Annotated in this window: 16 protein-coding genes; 7 read left to right on the forward strand and 9 right to left on the reverse strand. The window is 66.9% G+C overall.

Translation table 11 applies throughout. The annotated features are described in order from the left end of the window. Window positions 1-102 precede the first annotated feature (102 nt). From B9C43_RS16860 to B9C43_RS16875, 4 genes are all read left to right on the forward strand, one after another. Window positions 103-1197 carry an RtcB family protein gene (locus B9C43_RS16860; protein WP_084428256.1) on the forward strand — a complete coding sequence of 365 codons (1095 nt, stop codon included), beginning with the start codon at window positions 103-105 and terminating at the stop codon, window positions 1195-1197. A gap of 98 nt (window positions 1198-1295) precedes the next feature. Then, on the forward strand, window positions 1296-1781 hold the full coding sequence (locus B9C43_RS16865) for a PTS sugar transporter subunit IIB (protein ID WP_033381157.1): 486 nt from the start codon (window positions 1296-1298) through the stop codon (window positions 1779-1781). Beyond that, a complete protein-coding gene (locus B9C43_RS16870; protein ID WP_084427409.1) occupies window positions 1778-3391 on the forward strand; it encodes a PTS system mannose/fructose/sorbose family transporter subunit IID in 1614 nt (537 codons plus the stop codon). Before B9C43_RS16865 ends, B9C43_RS16870 begins: the two co-directional genes overlap by 4 nt. A 22-nt stretch (window positions 3392-3413) precedes the next feature. Continuing rightward, window positions 3414-4745: a hypothetical protein gene (locus B9C43_RS16875; protein ID WP_084427411.1), complete on the forward strand. Its 1332-nt coding sequence runs from the start codon at window positions 3414-3416 to the stop codon at window positions 4743-4745. Here the strand turns inward: B9C43_RS16875 and B9C43_RS16880 are convergent. Both B9C43_RS16880 and serS read right to left on the reverse strand, forming a co-directional pair. Further along, window positions 4733-5497 (reverse strand): GntR family transcriptional regulator, encoded by a 765-nt coding sequence (locus B9C43_RS16880; RefSeq protein ID WP_033381154.1) that lies wholly within the window; start codon window positions 5495-5497, stop codon window positions 4733-4735. The genes B9C43_RS16875 and B9C43_RS16880 overlap by 13 nt on opposite strands. Window positions 5498-5504: 7 nt before the next feature. Beyond that, on the reverse strand, window positions 5505-6770 hold the full coding sequence (gene serS / locus B9C43_RS16885; protein ID WP_084427413.1) for a serine--tRNA ligase: 1266 nt from the start codon (window positions 6768-6770) through the stop codon (window positions 5505-5507). A gap of 137 nt (window positions 6771-6907) precedes the next feature. On the opposite strand from serS, the gene B9C43_RS16890 reads away from it, so the two are divergent. After that, the gene (locus tag B9C43_RS16890) at window positions 6908-7822 is read left to right on the forward strand and encodes an RCC1 domain-containing protein (protein WP_084427415.1); all 915 of its coding nucleotides are present in this window, start codon (window positions 6908-6910) and stop codon (window positions 7820-7822) included. A 45-nt stretch (window positions 7823-7867) separates the two neighbouring features. On the opposite strand, the gene B9C43_RS16895 is transcribed toward B9C43_RS16890, so the two are convergent. The 3 genes from B9C43_RS16895 to B9C43_RS16905 are packed head-to-tail and all read right to left on the reverse strand — an operon-like array spanning window position 7868 to window position 10160. After that, window positions 7868-8326, reverse strand: coding sequence for a DUF350 domain-containing protein (locus B9C43_RS16895; RefSeq protein ID WP_235038652.1), 459 nt, complete (start codon window positions 8324-8326; stop codon window positions 7868-7870). A 42-nt stretch (window positions 8327-8368) separates the two neighbouring features. After that, complete coding sequence (locus B9C43_RS16900; protein ID WP_084427417.1) at window positions 8369-9535, reverse strand: glutathionylspermidine synthase family protein; 1167 nt, start codon at window positions 9533-9535, stop codon at window positions 8369-8371. Between the two features lies 1 nt (window position 9536). Continuing rightward, a complete protein-coding gene (locus B9C43_RS16905; RefSeq protein ID WP_235038653.1) occupies window positions 9537-10160 on the reverse strand; it encodes a hypothetical protein in 624 nt (207 codons plus the stop codon). A gap of 122 nt (window positions 10161-10282) precedes the next feature. Here B9C43_RS16905 and B9C43_RS16910 point away from each other — a divergent pair, with 122 nt between their 5' ends. Then, on the forward strand, window positions 10283-11269 hold the full coding sequence (locus tag B9C43_RS16910; protein ID WP_033381152.1) for a septum formation family protein: 987 nt from the start codon (window positions 10283-10285) through the stop codon (window positions 11267-11269). Window positions 11270-11273: 4 nt separating this feature from the next. Beyond that, complete coding sequence (locus tag B9C43_RS16915; protein WP_084427419.1) at window positions 11274-11624, forward strand: metallopeptidase family protein; 351 nt, start codon at window positions 11274-11276, stop codon at window positions 11622-11624. On the opposite strand, the gene lhgO is transcribed toward B9C43_RS16915, so the two are convergent. From lhgO to B9C43_RS16935, 4 genes are all read right to left on the reverse strand, one after another. Continuing rightward, window positions 11621-12796 (reverse strand): L-2-hydroxyglutarate oxidase, encoded by a 1176-nt coding sequence (gene lhgO / locus B9C43_RS16920; RefSeq protein WP_084427421.1) that lies wholly within the window; start codon window positions 12794-12796, stop codon window positions 11621-11623. The genes B9C43_RS16915 and lhgO overlap by 4 nt on opposite strands. Then, complete coding sequence (locus B9C43_RS16925) at window positions 12796-13545, reverse strand: glycosyltransferase (protein ID WP_084427427.1); 750 nt, start codon at window positions 13543-13545, stop codon at window positions 12796-12798. Before B9C43_RS16925 ends, lhgO begins: the two co-directional genes overlap by 1 nt. A 260-nt stretch (window positions 13546-13805) precedes the next feature. Then, window positions 13806-14789, reverse strand: coding sequence for a Gfo/Idh/MocA family protein (locus B9C43_RS16930; RefSeq protein ID WP_084427429.1), 984 nt, complete (start codon window positions 14787-14789; stop codon window positions 13806-13808). Then, window positions 14786-15889: a DegT/DnrJ/EryC1/StrS family aminotransferase gene (locus B9C43_RS16935; RefSeq protein WP_084427431.1), complete on the reverse strand. Its 1104-nt coding sequence runs from the start codon at window positions 15887-15889 to the stop codon at window positions 14786-14788. Before B9C43_RS16935 ends, B9C43_RS16930 begins: the two co-directional genes overlap by 4 nt. Window positions 15890-16057: the final 168 nt, after the last annotated feature.

Here is a 16057-nt window from a genome sequence, read left to right on the forward strand (position 1 = left end):
GCGTGTTGACCTAGCCTCGTATGTGTGAACGCAACCGTGATCCGCGGCAAGAACGTGGACATCCGACTCTGGACTCGGCCCGACGAGGTCGAGGAGCAGGCCATGCGCCAGCTGCACAACATCTCCGCGCTGCCTTGGGCTTTCAAGCACGTCGCGGTGATGCCGGACGTGCACTACGGCAAGGGCGCGACAGTCGGGTCCGTGATCGCCATGCGAGACGCGGTTTCGCCAGCGGCAGTCGGTGTGGACATCGGGTGCGGCATGGCGGCCGTACGGACCTCGCTGCGCGCGTCGGACCTGCCTGACGACCTCGGCCGGATCCGTTCGGAGATCGAGAACGCCGTGCCCGTCGGGTTCGCCATGCACCGGGCGACCACGTTCGACGGGCGTGACGCGCAGGACTGGGGTGCTTTCTGGGACGGCTTCGACTCGCTGGCCGGTGGGTTCGACAAGGCTCGCGCGCTGCACCAGATGGGCACGCTCGGCGGCGGGAACCACTTCATCGAGGTCTGCCTGGACACCGACCAGCAGGTCTGGGTGATGCTGCACTCCGGCTCGCGCGGCGTGGGCAACATCCTCGCGCAGCACCACATCTCGATCGCGAAGGGACTCGCGCACAACGCCGAGCTGCCGGACCCGGACCTGGCAGTGTTCCTGGCCAAGACGCCCGAGATGGAGGCGTACCGCCGGGACCTGTACTGGGCGCAGGACTACGCACGCCGCAACCGTGCGGTCATGCTGCGCCTGGTCTGCTCGGTGCTGCGTGACCAGTTCCCGCAGGTGACGTTCGAGGAGCCGATTTCCTGCCACCACAACTACGTGGCGGAGGAGACGCACTTCGACACCGACGTGATGGTCACCCGCAAGGGCGCGATCCGGGCGGGCCGCGGCGACTTGGGCATCATCCCCGGCTCGATGGGGACGGGGTCCTACATCGTGCGTGGCCTGGGCAACGCGGACTCGTTCGAGTCGGCGTCGCACGGGGCAGGCCGTCGCATGTCGCGGACGAAGGCGCGTAAGAAGTTCAGCGCGCGTGACCTCGCGGCTCAGACGGCAGGCGTCGAGTGCCGTAAGGACTCCGGCGTCGTGGACGAGATCCCAGCCGCGTACAAGGACATCGACGAGGTCATCGCCAACCAGTCGGACCTGGTCGAGGTCGTGGCGAAGCTCAAGCAGGTGGTCTGCGTAAAGGGCTGACGCTGTGGTGTCCCTCGAACGGACCTTGGGCTGTTCTGGACTAGACCAGTAAGGTCGATCCACAGTCTGAGGAGGAGGAACAGAGGGGGAGCTGTGGGATGAGCCGGGTCCATCTGCGGATCGACAACCGGCTCATCCACGGCCAAGTCACGGTCGTGTGGACCGGGCAACTCGGTGTCGAACACATCGTGGTCGCCAACGACGAGGTGGCGGCCGACGAGATACAGCGAATGCTGCTGCCGCAGGCGGCCCGTGGGTTGCCGACGTCGGTGCTGGAGGTCGGGGAAGTACAGGCCTGGTGCCGTGATCACGACGACCTGCGTGTCCTGGTGATCGCCAAGCACCCGGAAGACGCGTTCGAGCTCCTGAGGGGTGGGCTCGACGTGTCCGAAGTAGTGGTCGGCAACGCCGCGGCACGGCCAGGCGAGCAGACCACTCGCCTGACCCGGTGGGTCGCTGTGACCGCCGGGCAGGCTCGGACCTACCGCGAGCTCGCGGAGTCCGGCACCCGGTTCGTGTGCCGGCTGATGCCCACTGACAAGGGCTCTGACCTGGTGTCCCTGCTCGGGAAGAAGGGCCTTTGACCACAGCGTTGCTGCTGACGTTGCTGAGTGTCTTCTGCATTTACGACTCGCTTGGCCCGTTCCTCTTCCACGCAGGCCGCCCGCTCATCGCGGGAACGCTCGCGGGCCTGATCATCGGGCAGCCGCTGCTCGGCATGGCAGTGGGCGCGACGCTGGAACTGACCGCGCTGGGCGTCTACCAGTACGGCGGCGCGACGATCCCGGACTACCAGACCGGTGCGATCGTCGGTACGGCATTGGCGAGCGCGGTCGCGGCGCCTTTCGACCAGCAGGTGGCGGTCGCGTTGGGGATCGGCCTGCCCGCCGCGTTGTTGCTGGCGGCGCTTGATCCGCTCGGCCGGTTCCTCCCGGTTTTCTGGTTACACCGTGCGGATCACTATGCGCAGCAAGGCAATGGGCGCGGCATCGGACTGATGCACTGGACGGCGTTCATACCGTGGGCGGCTGTGCGTGCCATTCCGACGTTCCTCGCGGCGTTGGCCGCGACGAGCGGGGCTGTCCAGGACATCGCCGACGCGATCCCGTCCGGCCTGGTCGACGGCATGAAGCTGGCCGGTTCGTTGCTGCCCGCCGTGGGCTTTGCCTTGCTGCTCAACGTGATGCCGGTGCGCAGGTACTGGTATCTGCTGATCGCCGGGTTCGTGTTGTTCGCGTACCTGGAGATGCCGCTGATCGGGATCGCGCTCTGCGGGCTCGTCGCGGCCGCGGTTTTCGTCACCGCCCAAGGAAAGCCCGGTCAGCAGGCGGCGGACGACCAGCCACCGGACACCGAGTCCACACTGACCAAGCGCGATCTGCGCCGGTCGTTCTGGCGGTACTTCTGGTCGTACCAGATCTCCTGGAACTACGAACGCATGCAGGCCATGGGGTTCGCCTACTCGATCGAGCCCGCGCTACGCAGGCTGTACCCGGAGCAGGGCGCGTATTCCGAGGCGCTGCAACGACATCTGCAGTTCTTCAACACGTCGCCGATCGTCGGCGGGCCGCTCGTGCTCGGCTCGGCGATCGCGATGGAGGAAGCGAACGAGCGCACGTCGGCAGCCGGTGTGAAGGTGGCGCTGATGGGTCCGCTCGCCGGTGTCGGAGACACGCTGACCTGGGCGGTGTACAACAGCATCATCTTCACCATCGGCGCATCGTGGGCCTTGCAGGGCAACGCGATCGGGCCGATCTTCACCATGGTGCTCGTGCTGGTCCCGTACTTCCTCGTGCGCCGCTGGCAGTTCTTCTTCGCCTACAACCAAGGAAAACGGCTGGCCGCGCGCCTGGCGTCCGGCGCGCTGGCCCGGTTGAGCGACGGTGCGACCATCCTCGGGCTGGTGGTGCTCGGCGGCTTCATCCCGTCGATCGTCAAGATCGTCACCACGCTCACCTACCAGCAGACGATCACTGTCCAAGGGACTCCGTCGACCCAGACCGTGCATATCCAGGAACAGCTGGACGCACTGCTGCCGTTTCTGCTGCCGGTGGCCGTCACCGCGGTGACGTACCTCTTGCTGCGGAAGTTCCGGATCCGGACCATGTGGCTCATCGCCGGTGTCGGGCTGGTCGGCCTGGCACTCGGCTGGCTCGGCTGGTTCGCCCCGACGCTGCCCGAACCGCCGAAGTGACCACGAGGAAAGGGCCTGGGGGATGACCGAACTACTGCTCGCGTGCTCCACAGTGGACGTTACGCCACCACCCGGCCATCCGATGGCAGGCTACGTGGCGCGAGGTGACGCGCCCGCCGTGGGAACGCTGGATCCGTTGGAAGCAACGGTGTTCTGGCTCAGTACTGAGGACGACCCGGGCGTGTTCTGGCTCAGTCTGGACGCCCTGGCTGTGGACACCGAGTTGGCCGGCAAGCTGTCGGACGCTGTCGGCCGCGCGACGGGAATACCGTCTGATCGAGTGCTGGTGTGTGCCAGCCACACCCACGCCGCACCGCGAGGATGGACCGGACGCCTGCATCCCGCCATGTCCGGCGACCGTGACCAGGCGTTGGTCGACAGCTTGGTCGACTCGGTGATCGACGGCGTGGCCGATCTTCCTGAGCAGCGCGTTCCGGTCGATCTGTCCTGGTGCGTCGCGAGCGTCAAAGGATTGGGCAGCAACAGGAATCGCAAGGACGGCCTGCACGACACGTCTGCGGGCGTGGTGACCGCGCGGCCGCGTGACGCGACATCACCGGCCAGGACAGCGGCCTTGTTAGTCGACTACGCGTGCCATCCGACCGTGCTCGGACCGCGCAGCCAGGTGTGGTCGGCTGACTGGCCGGGATCCGCCCGCCGGTCACTGGCCGCTGCTTTGGCCGCCGTCGATGATCCCCGCACCAGCGATCCCGCCCAGCCGGTGGTCGCGTTCCTGCAAGGTGCGGCCGGTGACAGCAGTCCTCGGTTCGTGCGCCGGGGCCGTGACTACGCGGAAGTGGCCAGGCTCGGCGCGTTGCTGGGCGGTGCTGTCCTGCAAGCGATCCAGGTGGACGCCACCGCGATGGCTCCGGCCAAGCCGACGATGCACAAGAAGATCGTCCAGGTACCGACGCGTGAAGTGCCACTTCCCGAGGTACGCGACCAGCTGGTGACCGACGCGAAAGAGAAGCTCGCCGGGCCGGAGGACACTCCTGAGGAACGGTTGCGCAGGACACGGCTCGAAGGCGCGCTCGCCCTGTTCGGGCTTGGCACCGTGGAGTTGCCTGCCCATCTCGACCTGCCGCTCACGGTCGTCGCACTCGGCGACCTCGCGTGGGTGCACCTGCCGGTCGAGCTGTTCGCCTCGTTCGGGTTCAGGATCAAGCAAGCAAGCCCGTTCCCGGTCACCAGAGTGATCGGGTACACCGACGGCTACGCCGGTTACGTGTCCGACGCGGAGGGATACCGGGAAGGCTGCTTCGAAGCGCTGATGAGCCTCGTCGACGAGTGCGCAGGCGAAATCCTCGTCAAGGAAAGCGTTGCCCTGCTTGAGAAAGCGCGTCAGGAAGGCTGACCGACATACGCGACAACGTCGTAGCGGTCGCCGCGGTACACCGACCGGCCGGTCTCGATCACCCGGCCGGACGCGTCCCGGGGCGTTGCCTCGATGGAGAAGCACGGCTGCGCCGCGCTGATCTGCAGCAGCTTGGCGTCGTCGGCGTCCGGCAACACCGCCCAGATGTGCGCCTTGGACACGCGAAGCTCGGTTCCCCAACGCTCCTTGAGTGCCTTGTGCAGGGAACGGTCGTTCCAGTCGATCCCTTCGATGCCGGGAAAACGCTCGACCGAGAGGTGGGTCCGCTCGATCGCCATGGGCGTCCCGTCGGCGGTACGCAGCCGCACCAGCCGGAACACCGGATCGCCGGCGTTGAGCTCCAGCCGAGTGGCCATCCGTTCGGACACGGGCTCGACCTCGGCGGACAACACTCGCGCGCCAGGCGTGAACCCCTTGGCACGGATGAAATCGCTGTACGAGGTGAGGAAGTCGACGTGCGACACGGTCGGCTCGGCGACGTAGGTCCCGCCTCGAGGACGCCGGACCACCAGGCCGTCAGCGGAAAGCCGGTGCAGTTCCTGGCGCACGGTCATCCTGGCGATGCCGAAGCGCTCGGCGAGGACCCGCTCCGACGGCAGCATGTCGCCCGGCCGCATGGCGGCGACCAGCCGTTCCAAAATGCCCCGCAGCTCGTCACCTTTCGGCGCCGTCCGGCTCAAGTGCTCCGGTAAGGGCACAGAGGGATCGGGCTGGTGCTTGCTGCGGGGCACTGGCTCATTATTGCTTGGGTTCGAGGACTTCGACCCCGCCGAGTCCCGGCCGCAACGCTTCCGGGACCACGACCGAACCGTCGGCCTGCTGGTGGTTCTCCACGATCGCGACGATCCACCGCGTGGTCGCCAGCGTTCCGTTCAACGTCGCGGCGGTCTGCGGCTTGCCGTTCTCGTCCCGGTAGCGCACCCCGAGCCTGCGGGCCTGGAACGTGGTGCAGTTCGAGGTCGACGTCAGTTCGCGGTACGCCTGCTGCGACGGGAACCAGGCCTCGCAGTCGAACTTGCGCGAGGCGCTCGTCCCCAGATCACCCGCGGCCGTGTCGATCACCCGGTACGGCACGCCGATCTTGCCGAGCATCTCCTCTTCCCACGCCAGCAGCCGGTCGTGCTCGGCCTCGGCGTCCTCGGGCTTGCAGTACGAGAACATCTCGACCTTGTCGAACTGGTGCACCCGGATGATGCCGCGGGTGTCCTTGCCGTACGAGCCCGCTTCCCTGCGGTAGCACGACGACCAGCCCGCATACCGGCGCGGGCCCTTCGACAGGTCCAGGATCTCGTCGGCGTGGTAGCCCGCGAGCGGCACCTCCGACGTGCCGACCAGGTACAGGTCGTCGTCGGCGAGGCGGTAGACCTCGGTCGAGTGCGCGCCGAGGAAACCCGTGCCCTCCATGATCTCCGGCCGCACCAGCGACGGCGTGATCATCACCTGGAAGCCGTTGGCCACGGCCTGCTGCACGGCCAGGTTCAGCAACGCCAGTTGCAGCTGCGCGCCGACGCCGGTGAGGAAGTAGAACCGCGAGCCCGACACCTTCGCGCCACGCTCCATGTCCACCCCGCCCAGCTTCGTGAGCAGGTCGAGGTGGTCGGCGGGCTCGAAGTCGAACGGCTTGGGCTCGCCGACGTGTTTGAGCACGACGTAGTCGTCCTCGCCACCCTCCGGCGCGGCCGGGTGGACGATGTTGGGGATGGCGCGGTGCAGCTTGACGAAGGCCTCTTCGGCCTCGCCCTGCTCGGCTTCGGCCGCCTTGACCTCGGCAGCCATCTCCTTGCCCTTGGCCAGCAGTGCCTCGCGCTCCTCGCCCTTGGCCTTGCCGACCTGACGGCCGAACTGCTTCTGCTCCGCGCGCAACGAGTCCGCCCTGGAGACGGAGCTGCGGCGACGCTCGTCGGCAGACAGCAGCTGGTCCACCAGCTGCTCGTCCTCACCACGGGCACGCTGAGAAGCGCGCACCGCCTCCGGGTCTTCGCGCAACGTCTTCAGGTCAATCACGCTAAATAGCCTAGACGCCCCCGGAATTCAATTCTCCGAAGGCCGTGGTTAGTGGATTACGTGATCTTTGTGCAGCTTGTGTGCGTCTGACCGCTAGCCTCCGCGGCTTCCCGTTCCCTAGTCGCTGGAGACTCGAAGTGCGGAAGTTATTGGGGGCAACAGCTGCTTTGCTGTTGTTCGGAGCCGTCCCGGCCATGGCAGCGCCCGCCCCGATCGGTGAAGTGCTCACCTGGGGTACGGGCGGGGTGAGCGCGCGAGTGCCCATCCCCGACGAGGCGAAATCCGGCGTCACCGCCATCTCCGCCGGGTGGAGCCAAAACCTCGCCCTCAAGGACGGCCAGGTCATCCAATGGAACGTGCCGGAACTGGAGCCAGAGCTGGCGCGGGTGCCGGTCGAGGTCTGGGACGGTGTCTCGGCCATCGCGGCGGGCACGTACCACAACCTGGCTCTCAAGAACGGCAAGGTGGTCTGCTGGGGCCGGTGGATCGAGTGCAAGGTCCCTGAGGACGCGAAGTCCGGCGTCACGGCCATCGCCGTCAACCAGGAGTACAGCCTCGCCCTGAAGAACGGCGGCGTGATCGCGTGGGGCTGGGATCACCCGAACGTCAACCTGGGCCAGTTGAACGTCCCCGAGGAGGCGAAGTCGGGTGTCACGGCGATCGCCCCAGGGCTGCGGCACGCGCTCGCCTTGAAGGACGGCAAGGTCATCGCCTGGGGATCGAACAAGCACGGGCAGCTCAACGTGCCCGAGGAGGCCCAGTCCGGTGTCACGGCGATCGCCGCGGGCGCCCAGCACAGCGTGGCGTTGAAGAACGGCAAAGTGATCGCGTGGGGCTGGAACCTGTATGAGCAGTCGTCGGTCCCCACGATCGCTCAGTCGGGCGTGACGGCGATCGCGGCGGGCTCCCAGCACAACACAGTGCTCAAGGACGGCAAGGTCATCGTCTGGAACTACAACGGCCAAGGCCAGATGAACATCCCGGCCACCGTGAAGGAAGGCGGGATCACGCAGATCTCATCCGGCCCGTACCACAACCTGGTGCTCAGGTAGGCCGTGTCCGCCGTGCGGCTCCTGACAAGCCGCACGGCGGGAACATCAGCTGATGGCGACCGCGACGACCAGGCCGAGGGCCACGTGTGCGGACGCGACGACCACGCTGGCCGGGCTGAACTTCTCCGACTGGATGACCTCGCCGATGTCGATCCGGGTCGCCCACTCCAGGATCCGGACCGCGGCCACCTGCACGATGATCCCGAGCAGGCCGTAGACCAGCGATGTGATCAGTCCGGCGGTCAGGTCGCTGGCCGACGAGGTGATCGCCAGCACGATGATGAACGCCATGCTGACCAGACCGGCCGATGTCACCAGCACCGCGTTCGGCTTGCCGGTGCGCACCAGGTCGGACAGCTTGCCCGGGGTGGTCCAGTCGATGGCGTAGAAGCCGGCGAGGATCAGCGCGAGGCCGACGATCGCGTACAGCGCGATCGCGCCGATGCCCCTGCCGAGCTGTGCCCCGAAGTCTGGATCCAGGGCGAGGATCTGATGGGTGTGCACGGGTCCCTCCGGCCTAAGTGGACATCTGTCGTGGGTGGATTATCACGATTCCGGGATCCGATGGGGGACAAACGCCGCACCATCGTCGGTGACCAGGCCCGCTGTCTCGCGGATGCCCAGTCCGGCAGCCGAGTCGCCGACGATCCACGCCCCCAGAGCGGGCCGGTATCCGTCGAACTCCGGCAACGGGTCGAACGCCTGGTAGACGAAGCCTTCATGGCCGTAGACGCCACCAGTCTGGGTCTCGTAGCCGGGGGCCACGATCTGGATGTTCGCGCCTTCCCGCCCCAGCCGCGGTTTGCGCACGTACTCAGTCAGCAGCCCGGGCTGGTCGAGGAACGCGGGCAGCAGGTTCGGGTGCCCGGGGTACATCTCCCAGAGGATCGCCAGCAGCGCCTTGTTGGACAGCAGCATCTTCCACAGCGGCTCGATCCACATGGTCTGCGGCAGGCTCTGCACCGCGCGCTTGCCGAACTCCTCGTCAACCACCCATTCCCACGGGTAGAGCTTGACGACGGCGTTCATCGGCGCTTCTTCCAGATCCACGAACCGGTTGAGCAGCGAGTGCCAGCCGATCTCCTCGATCGCCAGGCCGACCGTGTCCAGTCCGCCCTCGGCCGCGGTCTCCTGCAAGTAGGCCGTGGTGACGTGGTCCTCACCGGTCGGGTCGGCGGTGGACCACGTGAAGTGCACCTCGTTGGACGGGAGTTTGTCGCCGATCTCCCGCCAGCGGTCGACCAGCTTCTCGTGGATCGAGTTCCACTGGTCGTCGTCGGGGAACACGTCGGTCTTCCAGAACCACTGCACGACCGCCGCTTCCAGCAGGGACGTCGGCGTGTCGGCGTTGTACTCCAGCAGCTTCGCCGGTCCCGAGCCGTCGTAGCGCAGGTCGAACCGGCCGTAGACGTGCGGATCGTGCCGCCGCCACGAGTCGGCGATGTGCGGCCACGTCCACTCGGGGATGCCGAAGTCCTTGTACCGCTCGGTCGTCACGACGGTGTCGACGGCTTCAAGGCACATCGAGTGCAGCAGTTCGACGTCCGCCTCGATCGACAGGACCTCGTCGATGTCGAACACGTAGTGCACCGACTCGTCCCAGTAAGGACGCCGGTTCCCGGCTTCGTCGCGTGCGGGGGTGCCGAACACCAAGCCCTGTTCCGCGATCTTGCTCTGCCAGTCCCGCCGGGGTTGCGAGGACTCCCGGTGCAAGTCAGCTTCCTCCGCTCTTTCCGCCGCCGCTCACACCGAAGCCACCGCGCTGGACTGTCTTGCCCGACGTACCGCTCTTGACCGTGGTGCCGCTGCCGGGCGCTGCCGTCGAGCCGCCCGTCACGCGGCGGCCTGGGCCAGTGCCAGTGACCGTGCCACCGTAGTTGTAGTGGTAGCTCCGGTACTGACCGTTGCCGATCGGGATGAACCAGAAGCCGCCCGAGTGGTAACCGCCGTGGCTGCGAACGTAGTCGTCGGAGCAGACGTTCTCGTCGGTCGCCAGCGTGCTGCTGTCGTCGACGCAGTAGGCGTTGACCTCGTCAGGAGTCGCGGCGGCGTACCAGACGGCGACCGTCGCCACGATGCCGACAGTCACACCCGCGCCGATCATCACCCTGCGGCGGCGCAGCGACTTGCGCTCGGCCTCCGCGACCACGACCTGCTCGTGCTGCTGTTGCTCTTCAAGCGCCCGGCGCATAGCCCGTTGCTCGGCCAGCGTCGGTGGCCGCGGGGTTGTGCTCTCCGCGTCCTGGTACCGCATGGCGCCGCGTTTGGGCTCAGCCGGTGGCTGCGGCTGGCCCTGCTCACCGCTGGGCTCGACGCCCTCGTCCCTGTTGTCTGTCATCCGGCCCTCCCACTCGCGGACAGTACATTCGCCGACCTGGCAGGTGGAGCGCGGCAGGGCGATGAGTGTCCTGATCGCAACACACATCCGCCCACTCGGGCAGGTACGGCATTATGGAGTAGATGTCGACGAACGCCGAACGGTTGCAGTCTGGCGGCCGGACCTTGAGCACACGCCTTGTCATGGCTGGTGCGTTCGTCGGTGCGCTCGCCATCCTCACTCTGAGCATGGTGTTCTCGTGGCCGGTGGCCGGCGGCAAGCAGAGCCCGGCCGACGTGGCCGCGGAGAATCTGGCCGCCGCGTTCGAGGCGCCCGCGGGCAGCTGTCTGAACTGGAAACCGGACGGCTCGGACATGAAACCGGTCGGATGTGACCAGCCACACCTTTTCGAAGTCACCGGTGACGTGGACATCTCCGCCGAGTACAACGCGAGCGCGCCGTCGCCGACCGAAGAGGCCTGGCGGGAGATCGCCAAGCAGAAGTGCACCACGGGTGCGGCGACCTACCTCGGCGGCAAGCTCGACCCGTTCGGCAAGTACAGCGTCGGCGCGTTGAAGCCCAGTGACGAACAGTGGCGTGACGGTGACCGGAAACTGCGTTGTGGTTTGCAGCGCGCGGCCCCGTCCGGCAACACGTTGGTCGCGACCACCGGATCGGCCAAGAACCAGGACCAGTCCGACGTCTACGACCCGGGCACGTGCCTCGCGCTGGTCAACAAGAACGTCGGCGATCCGATCCGCTGCGCCGAAGAGCACGCCTACGAGATCACCGCCGTGGTCGACCTCGCCCAGATCTTCAAGGACGCCGCCCCGGACGAGGCACAGCAACAGGCCGCGATGCTCGAGCAGTGCACCAAGCTGACCAACGACTACTCCGGCGGCCTGGACCTGGCCAGCAAGAAGCTGCTGCTGACGTGGGACACCCGCAAGCCGGAGAGCTGGGAAGCCGGCTCGCATCACGCGGTGTGCAAGGTCGGCGCGCCGTTGCCGGACAACACTGGCCTCGCCCCGATCACCGGCAGCATCAAGGACGCGGGGCCCGCGGCGCAGTCATCGGCCCCGGCGACGCCCTCCAGCGCGGCCAGCCCGCCACCCAGCAGCGGCGGGTGATGACGTGCCAGTGGAGATGTCGCGGACCCGGTTCGAAGAACTCGTCGGCGAAGCACTGGACCTCGTACCTCGTGAATTCGCCAAGGCCATGGACAACGTCGTGGTTCTGGTCGAGGAGTACAACGAGGAAGCGCCGTCGATCCTCGGGCTGTACCACGGCGTCGCGCTGACCGAGCGGACGTCGAGTTACGGCGGTGTCCTGCCGGACCGCATCAGCATCTACCGCCAGCCGATCCTGGAGATCTGCGAGACCGAGGACGACGTCGTCGACGAGATCGTGACGACCGTGATCCACGAGATCGCCCACCACTTCGGCATCGACGACCACCGCCTGCACGAACTGGGCTGGGGCTAGACCACGACCTGATCGGCCACGTATCGCGCGATCTCCAAGGCGCTGGTCGCGGCGGGCGAGGGCGCGTTCAACACGTGCACCTGGTGCGGCGCCGTCTCGATCAGGAAGTCGTCCACCAGCGAGCCATCCGGCAGCAACGCCTGCGCACGAACACCCGCATTCGCCGCAACCAAGTCCTCCGCCTGCACAGCGGGTACGAGCCTGGCCAGACTCGCGGCGAAACGTTTGCGGGACAACGACCGCCGCACCTCGTCAACACCGGTCCGGCCGAATTTCCTTGCCAGACGCCAAGAACCAGGGAACCGCGCGGTCTCCAGCAGATCGCCGACGGACACGTCACGCCAACGATAACCCTCACGCCGCAACGCGAGCACGGCATTCGGGCCCGCGTGCACGCTGCCGTCGAGCATCCGGGTCAGATGCACGCCCAGGAACGGCAAAGCCGCGTCGGGCACCGGATAGATCAAGCCCTTGACCAGATGCCGGCGCTCCGGCCTGAGCTCGTAGTACTCACCACGGAACGGCACGATCGTGGCCCGTGGCGTCAATCCCGCCAGCCGCGCGACGCGGTCACTTTGCAGGCCAGCGCAATTCACCAAGGCGTCGGCCTTCAGCACTTCACGGCCGGTCGCGACCTCGACGCCCCCGGTGCGGCCGGGCCGGATCCCCAATGCCGGAGTGGACAGTCGCAGATCGGCCTTGTCAAGCAACCGGACCAACGCCTGGCAGACCCCGGGGAAGTCAATGATTCCGGTGCTGTGCACGCGAAGCGCGGCAACACAGGACACCTCAGGCTCGTACTCCCGAGCTTCGGCGGAAGAGATCAGGTCCGCCGGAACACCATTGGCCTTCGCCCGTGATTCCAGTGTGTACAACGCGGGCAGTTCGTCCTCGGAGGTCGCGACGACGAGTTTGCCGCACACCTCAACGCCGACACCGTGCTCACGCGCGAACGCCACAATGGACTTGTTGCCCGCAACGGACATCCGTGCCTTGAACGAACCGGGCTTGTAGTACAGCCCGGCGTGCACGACGTTGCTGTTGTTGCCCGTTTGGTGGGCAGCCCAATGATCTTCCTTCTCCAGAACCGTCACCTGGTTGCCGCGCACGGACAATTCCCGCGCGACCGCCAGACCTACGATCCCGCCCCCGATGACAACGACATGCGGCACTAGGCGACGTTAGCAACCGGGCGAACGCCCTTGCGGTGCCGCTTGCGGACCGTCAGCAGGCCGAGGCCCATCTTCCAGACGTCGCTGATCCGGATCCGGCTGCCGTGCGCGGCGTGCGACTCACGCAGCCGCACCGGCACCTCGATGGTCTTGATCCCGCTGCGCTCAGCCAGGTAGGTCAGCTCGGTGGTGAGCAGGAAGCCCTCTTCGGTCAACTGCGGCCCAACCGAGCGAACCCACTCGCCGTCGATGGCGAACGTGCCCTGCGGGTCGCGAGTGCGCATCCCGAGCACGATGAAGCGAAGCGTGAGGAAACCCCAGGTCAGAATGGCCCGCAGGACGCCGCGGCCAACCTCGGACTCCGGGTGGGCCTTCGAGCCGATGACCATCTTGTGCTGCTTGTGGTCGATCTTCTCGGCCTTGGCCAGGTCGTCGAACCCGAACGGCAAGTCGTCGGCACCGAAGAACACCCGCTCACCACGGCTCTCCTCGATCCCCTTGCGCAGCGCGTTGCCGAGCCCCTTCTTGCTGCTCGTCACCCGCAGCTGCACCCCGGCGGTCTGCCAGTCGGCCTCGATCTTGTGCAGCACTTCGAGCGTGTTGTCCCGCGAGCCGTTCTCCACCACGACGATCTCGGAGTTCGTGCCGGCCAGCCGGTCCTGCAGCTCCTTGAGTGTGCCCTCGATCGTGGCGGTGCTGTTGTGTGCGGGGACGATGTAAGTGAGTGACACCGCGTGGTCGGTGGCCATCGGAACTCCCTGACGAACTGCTCGGTTGAGGGCGACACGCACAGTACCGTGCAAGCCAGGCCCCAGTTTCCCGGGTTAGGTCTGCCACCCCTTGTCATATGAACGGCCCGTTCACGAATCTGGTTGTCCACATGCGTCGATTAGGGGCTTGACCAGGCGCTATTCGCCGCTCGCGTCAGCTCTCGGGCCCGAAAGCCACTCTGGAGGCACATGCGAAAGCGCCCGGGACCGTGGGATCCTGGGCGCATTTGCTCAAAACCTCAGTGGTGGCCGTTGGTCGCCGACAACGAGGCCTGCTCGATCGCGTAGTGCGCGGGCAGGATGGCCTCGCGCTCCTTGGCGACCTCGTCCGAGCCCGCGCCCGCTTCCAGCAGGTTCAGGAAGTGGTCCAGCTGCGCTGCCAGCGGCTCGCCGCCGGGCATCAGGGTCGGGATCTCGATGATCGTCTGCTGCTTGTAGCCGACGCCGTCGCGTGCGGGTTCGTGCTCGACGTGGCGGTAGACCGTGATGTCGCGGCGGAGCAGGTCGATCTCGGTCAGCCGGTCGATTTCCAGCACGTGCAGCTGGCGGACCTTGCGCTGGCTGATCCGGCTCGCCGAGATCGTCGCCAGCGCGCCGTTCGGGAACGACATCGTCGCGTCCGCGCTGTCCTCGGCGTTGTTCGAGCGGGACTCCTCGTGGAAGTAGCCGAACGAGCCCTTCACCGCGTTCGGCTTCTCGCCGAGGAAGCTGATCGCCAGGTCGACGTCGTGGATCAGCAGGTCCGTCGCCACGCCGGTCTTGATCCGCGGCACGAAGGGCGAGTGGCGGATCGCGTGGATCTGGGCGATGTCGCTGACGAACTGCCGGGCGGTCATCACGGCCGGGTTGAACCGCTCAAGGAACCCGCACACAAGCGGCAAACCGCGCTTTTCGGACTCTTTCACCAGTTCTTCCGACTGGGCGTACGTCGGCGTCAGCGGCTTCTCGACCAGCAGCGGCTTGCCGAGTTCCATCACGCGCTTGGCGATGCCGTAGTGCGCTTCGGTCGCCGCCGCGATCACGACCGCGTCGATCCCGTCGAGCGAGTCGAAGTCGGGGACCCAGTTCACGCCCCACTTCTCGGCGACTGCGCGGCCGGTCTCCTCGTTCTTCTCGACCAGCGTCGTGAAGTTCGTGCGCGGTGACTGGGCGAGCACGCGGGCGTGCAGCGAGCCCATCCGGCCGGAGCCGACGAGTGCGATACGAGGCTGTGCGGTGGTCATGCGCCCAGCACCTCCCTGATCGTCTCGACGATGGTGTCCACATCGGACTCGGTCAGCTTCGGGTGCACCGGCAGGGACAGCACTTCCTGCGCGACCTTCGCCGCGACCGGCACGTCCGCGAGCGACGCGGTGATCTTCGGGTTGTCCCGGTAGCAGTCGTAGTCGAACGCGACCTTCGGGTAGTAGACGCCGTTGCCGACGCCCTTCTCCAGCAGCTTCGCGGAGAACTCGTCGCGGCTCATCGGCGCGTCCTCGGTGATCCGCACCGTGTACTGGTGCCACACGTGGGTACGTCCGGGCAGGACCGCGGGCAGTTCGAGGCCGGGCAGGCCGGCCAGGCCCTTGGACAGCGCCTCGGCGTTGCGCTGGCGCGCCTCGGTGATCTGCGGCAGCTTCTCAAGCTGGGGGATGCCGACGGCGGCGTGCAGGTCGGTGAGCCGGTAGTTGTGGCCGGCCATTTCGTACTGGTACCTGGCACGCATGCCCTGGTTGCGCAGTACGCGCAGGCGGTCGGCCAGCGCGGCGTCGTTCGTCGTGATCACGCCGCCCTCGGCGGTGGTGATGTTCTTCGTCGCGTACAGCGAGAAGCAGCCGAGGCCGTAGCTACCGGCCGGCTTGCCGTCCAGCGTCGCGCCGACGGCCTGCGCGGAGTCCTCGACAACGGCCAGGCCGTGTTGCGTGGCCAGCGGCATGAGCTTGGTCATGTCCGCCATCTGGCCGTACAGGTGCACCGGCATCAGAACCTTGGTGCGCGGGCCCACAGCCGCCGACACGGCGTCCGGGTCGATGTTGAAGTCCTCGGCCCGGATGTCGGCGAACCGGACCGACGCACCCGCCTCGAGGATCGCGTTCAGCGTCGCGACGAAGGTGAACGGTGAGGTGATCACCTCGTCACCCGGCTGCAGGTCCAGTACCTCGATGGATGCGACCAGCGCGGTCGTGCCACTGTTCACGGCGACCGCGTGCTCGACGCCCGCGACCTTGGCGAACGCGTCTTCGAAACGCTTGACCATCGGGCCTTGCGCGATGACGCCGGAGCGAAGGACTTCCAGTACGTATGGCTCGGCGTCGGCGACGTCGACCACGGTGATAGGGATCATTCTCCATCTTCCGATTGAGGCTGGTCGTCCCCGGTCTGGTGGACGTGCCTGAGGCGGACTTCGTGGGCAGGCTACCCGGACACGACCGAAGATCCGTTTGCGGGATCGAGCAGCTACGCGGTGGCGTTGCCAGACGGTCGGCCGCTCGCCTGTACCCTTGAGCCGCCT

Origin of the sequence: Kibdelosporangium aridum (assembly GCF_900176515.1) — a bacterium.
GTDB lineage: Bacteria > Actinomycetota > Actinomycetes > Mycobacteriales > Pseudonocardiaceae > Kibdelosporangium > Kibdelosporangium aridum.

Coding starts and splice junctions, on each gene's coding strand:
- B9C43_RS16865 (WP_033381157.1), top strand. CDS start 1,296: ATGAGCCGGGTCCATCTGCGGATCGACAACCGGCTCATCCACGGCCAA.
- B9C43_RS16930 (WP_084427429.1), bottom strand. CDS start 14,789: ATGACCACCGCACAGCCTCGTATCGCACTCGTCGGCTCCGGCCGGATG.
- B9C43_RS16905 (WP_235038653.1), bottom strand. CDS start 10,160: ATGACAGACAACAGGGACGAGGGCGTCGAGCCCAGCGGTGAGCAGGGC.
- B9C43_RS16925 (WP_084427427.1), bottom strand. CDS start 13,545: ATGGCCACCGACCACGCGGTGTCACTCACTTACATCGTCCCCGCACAC.
- B9C43_RS16935 (WP_084427431.1), bottom strand. CDS start 15,889: ATGATCCCTATCACCGTGGTCGACGTCGCCGACGCCGAGCCATACGTA.
- B9C43_RS16860 (WP_084428256.1), top strand. CDS start 103: ATGCGCCAGCTGCACAACATCTCCGCGCTGCCTTGGGCTTTCAAGCAC.
- B9C43_RS16875 (WP_084427411.1), top strand. CDS start 3,414: ATGACCGAACTACTGCTCGCGTGCTCCACAGTGGACGTTACGCCACCA.
- B9C43_RS16910 (WP_033381152.1), top strand. CDS start 10,283: ATGTCGACGAACGCCGAACGGTTGCAGTCTGGCGGCCGGACCTTGAGC.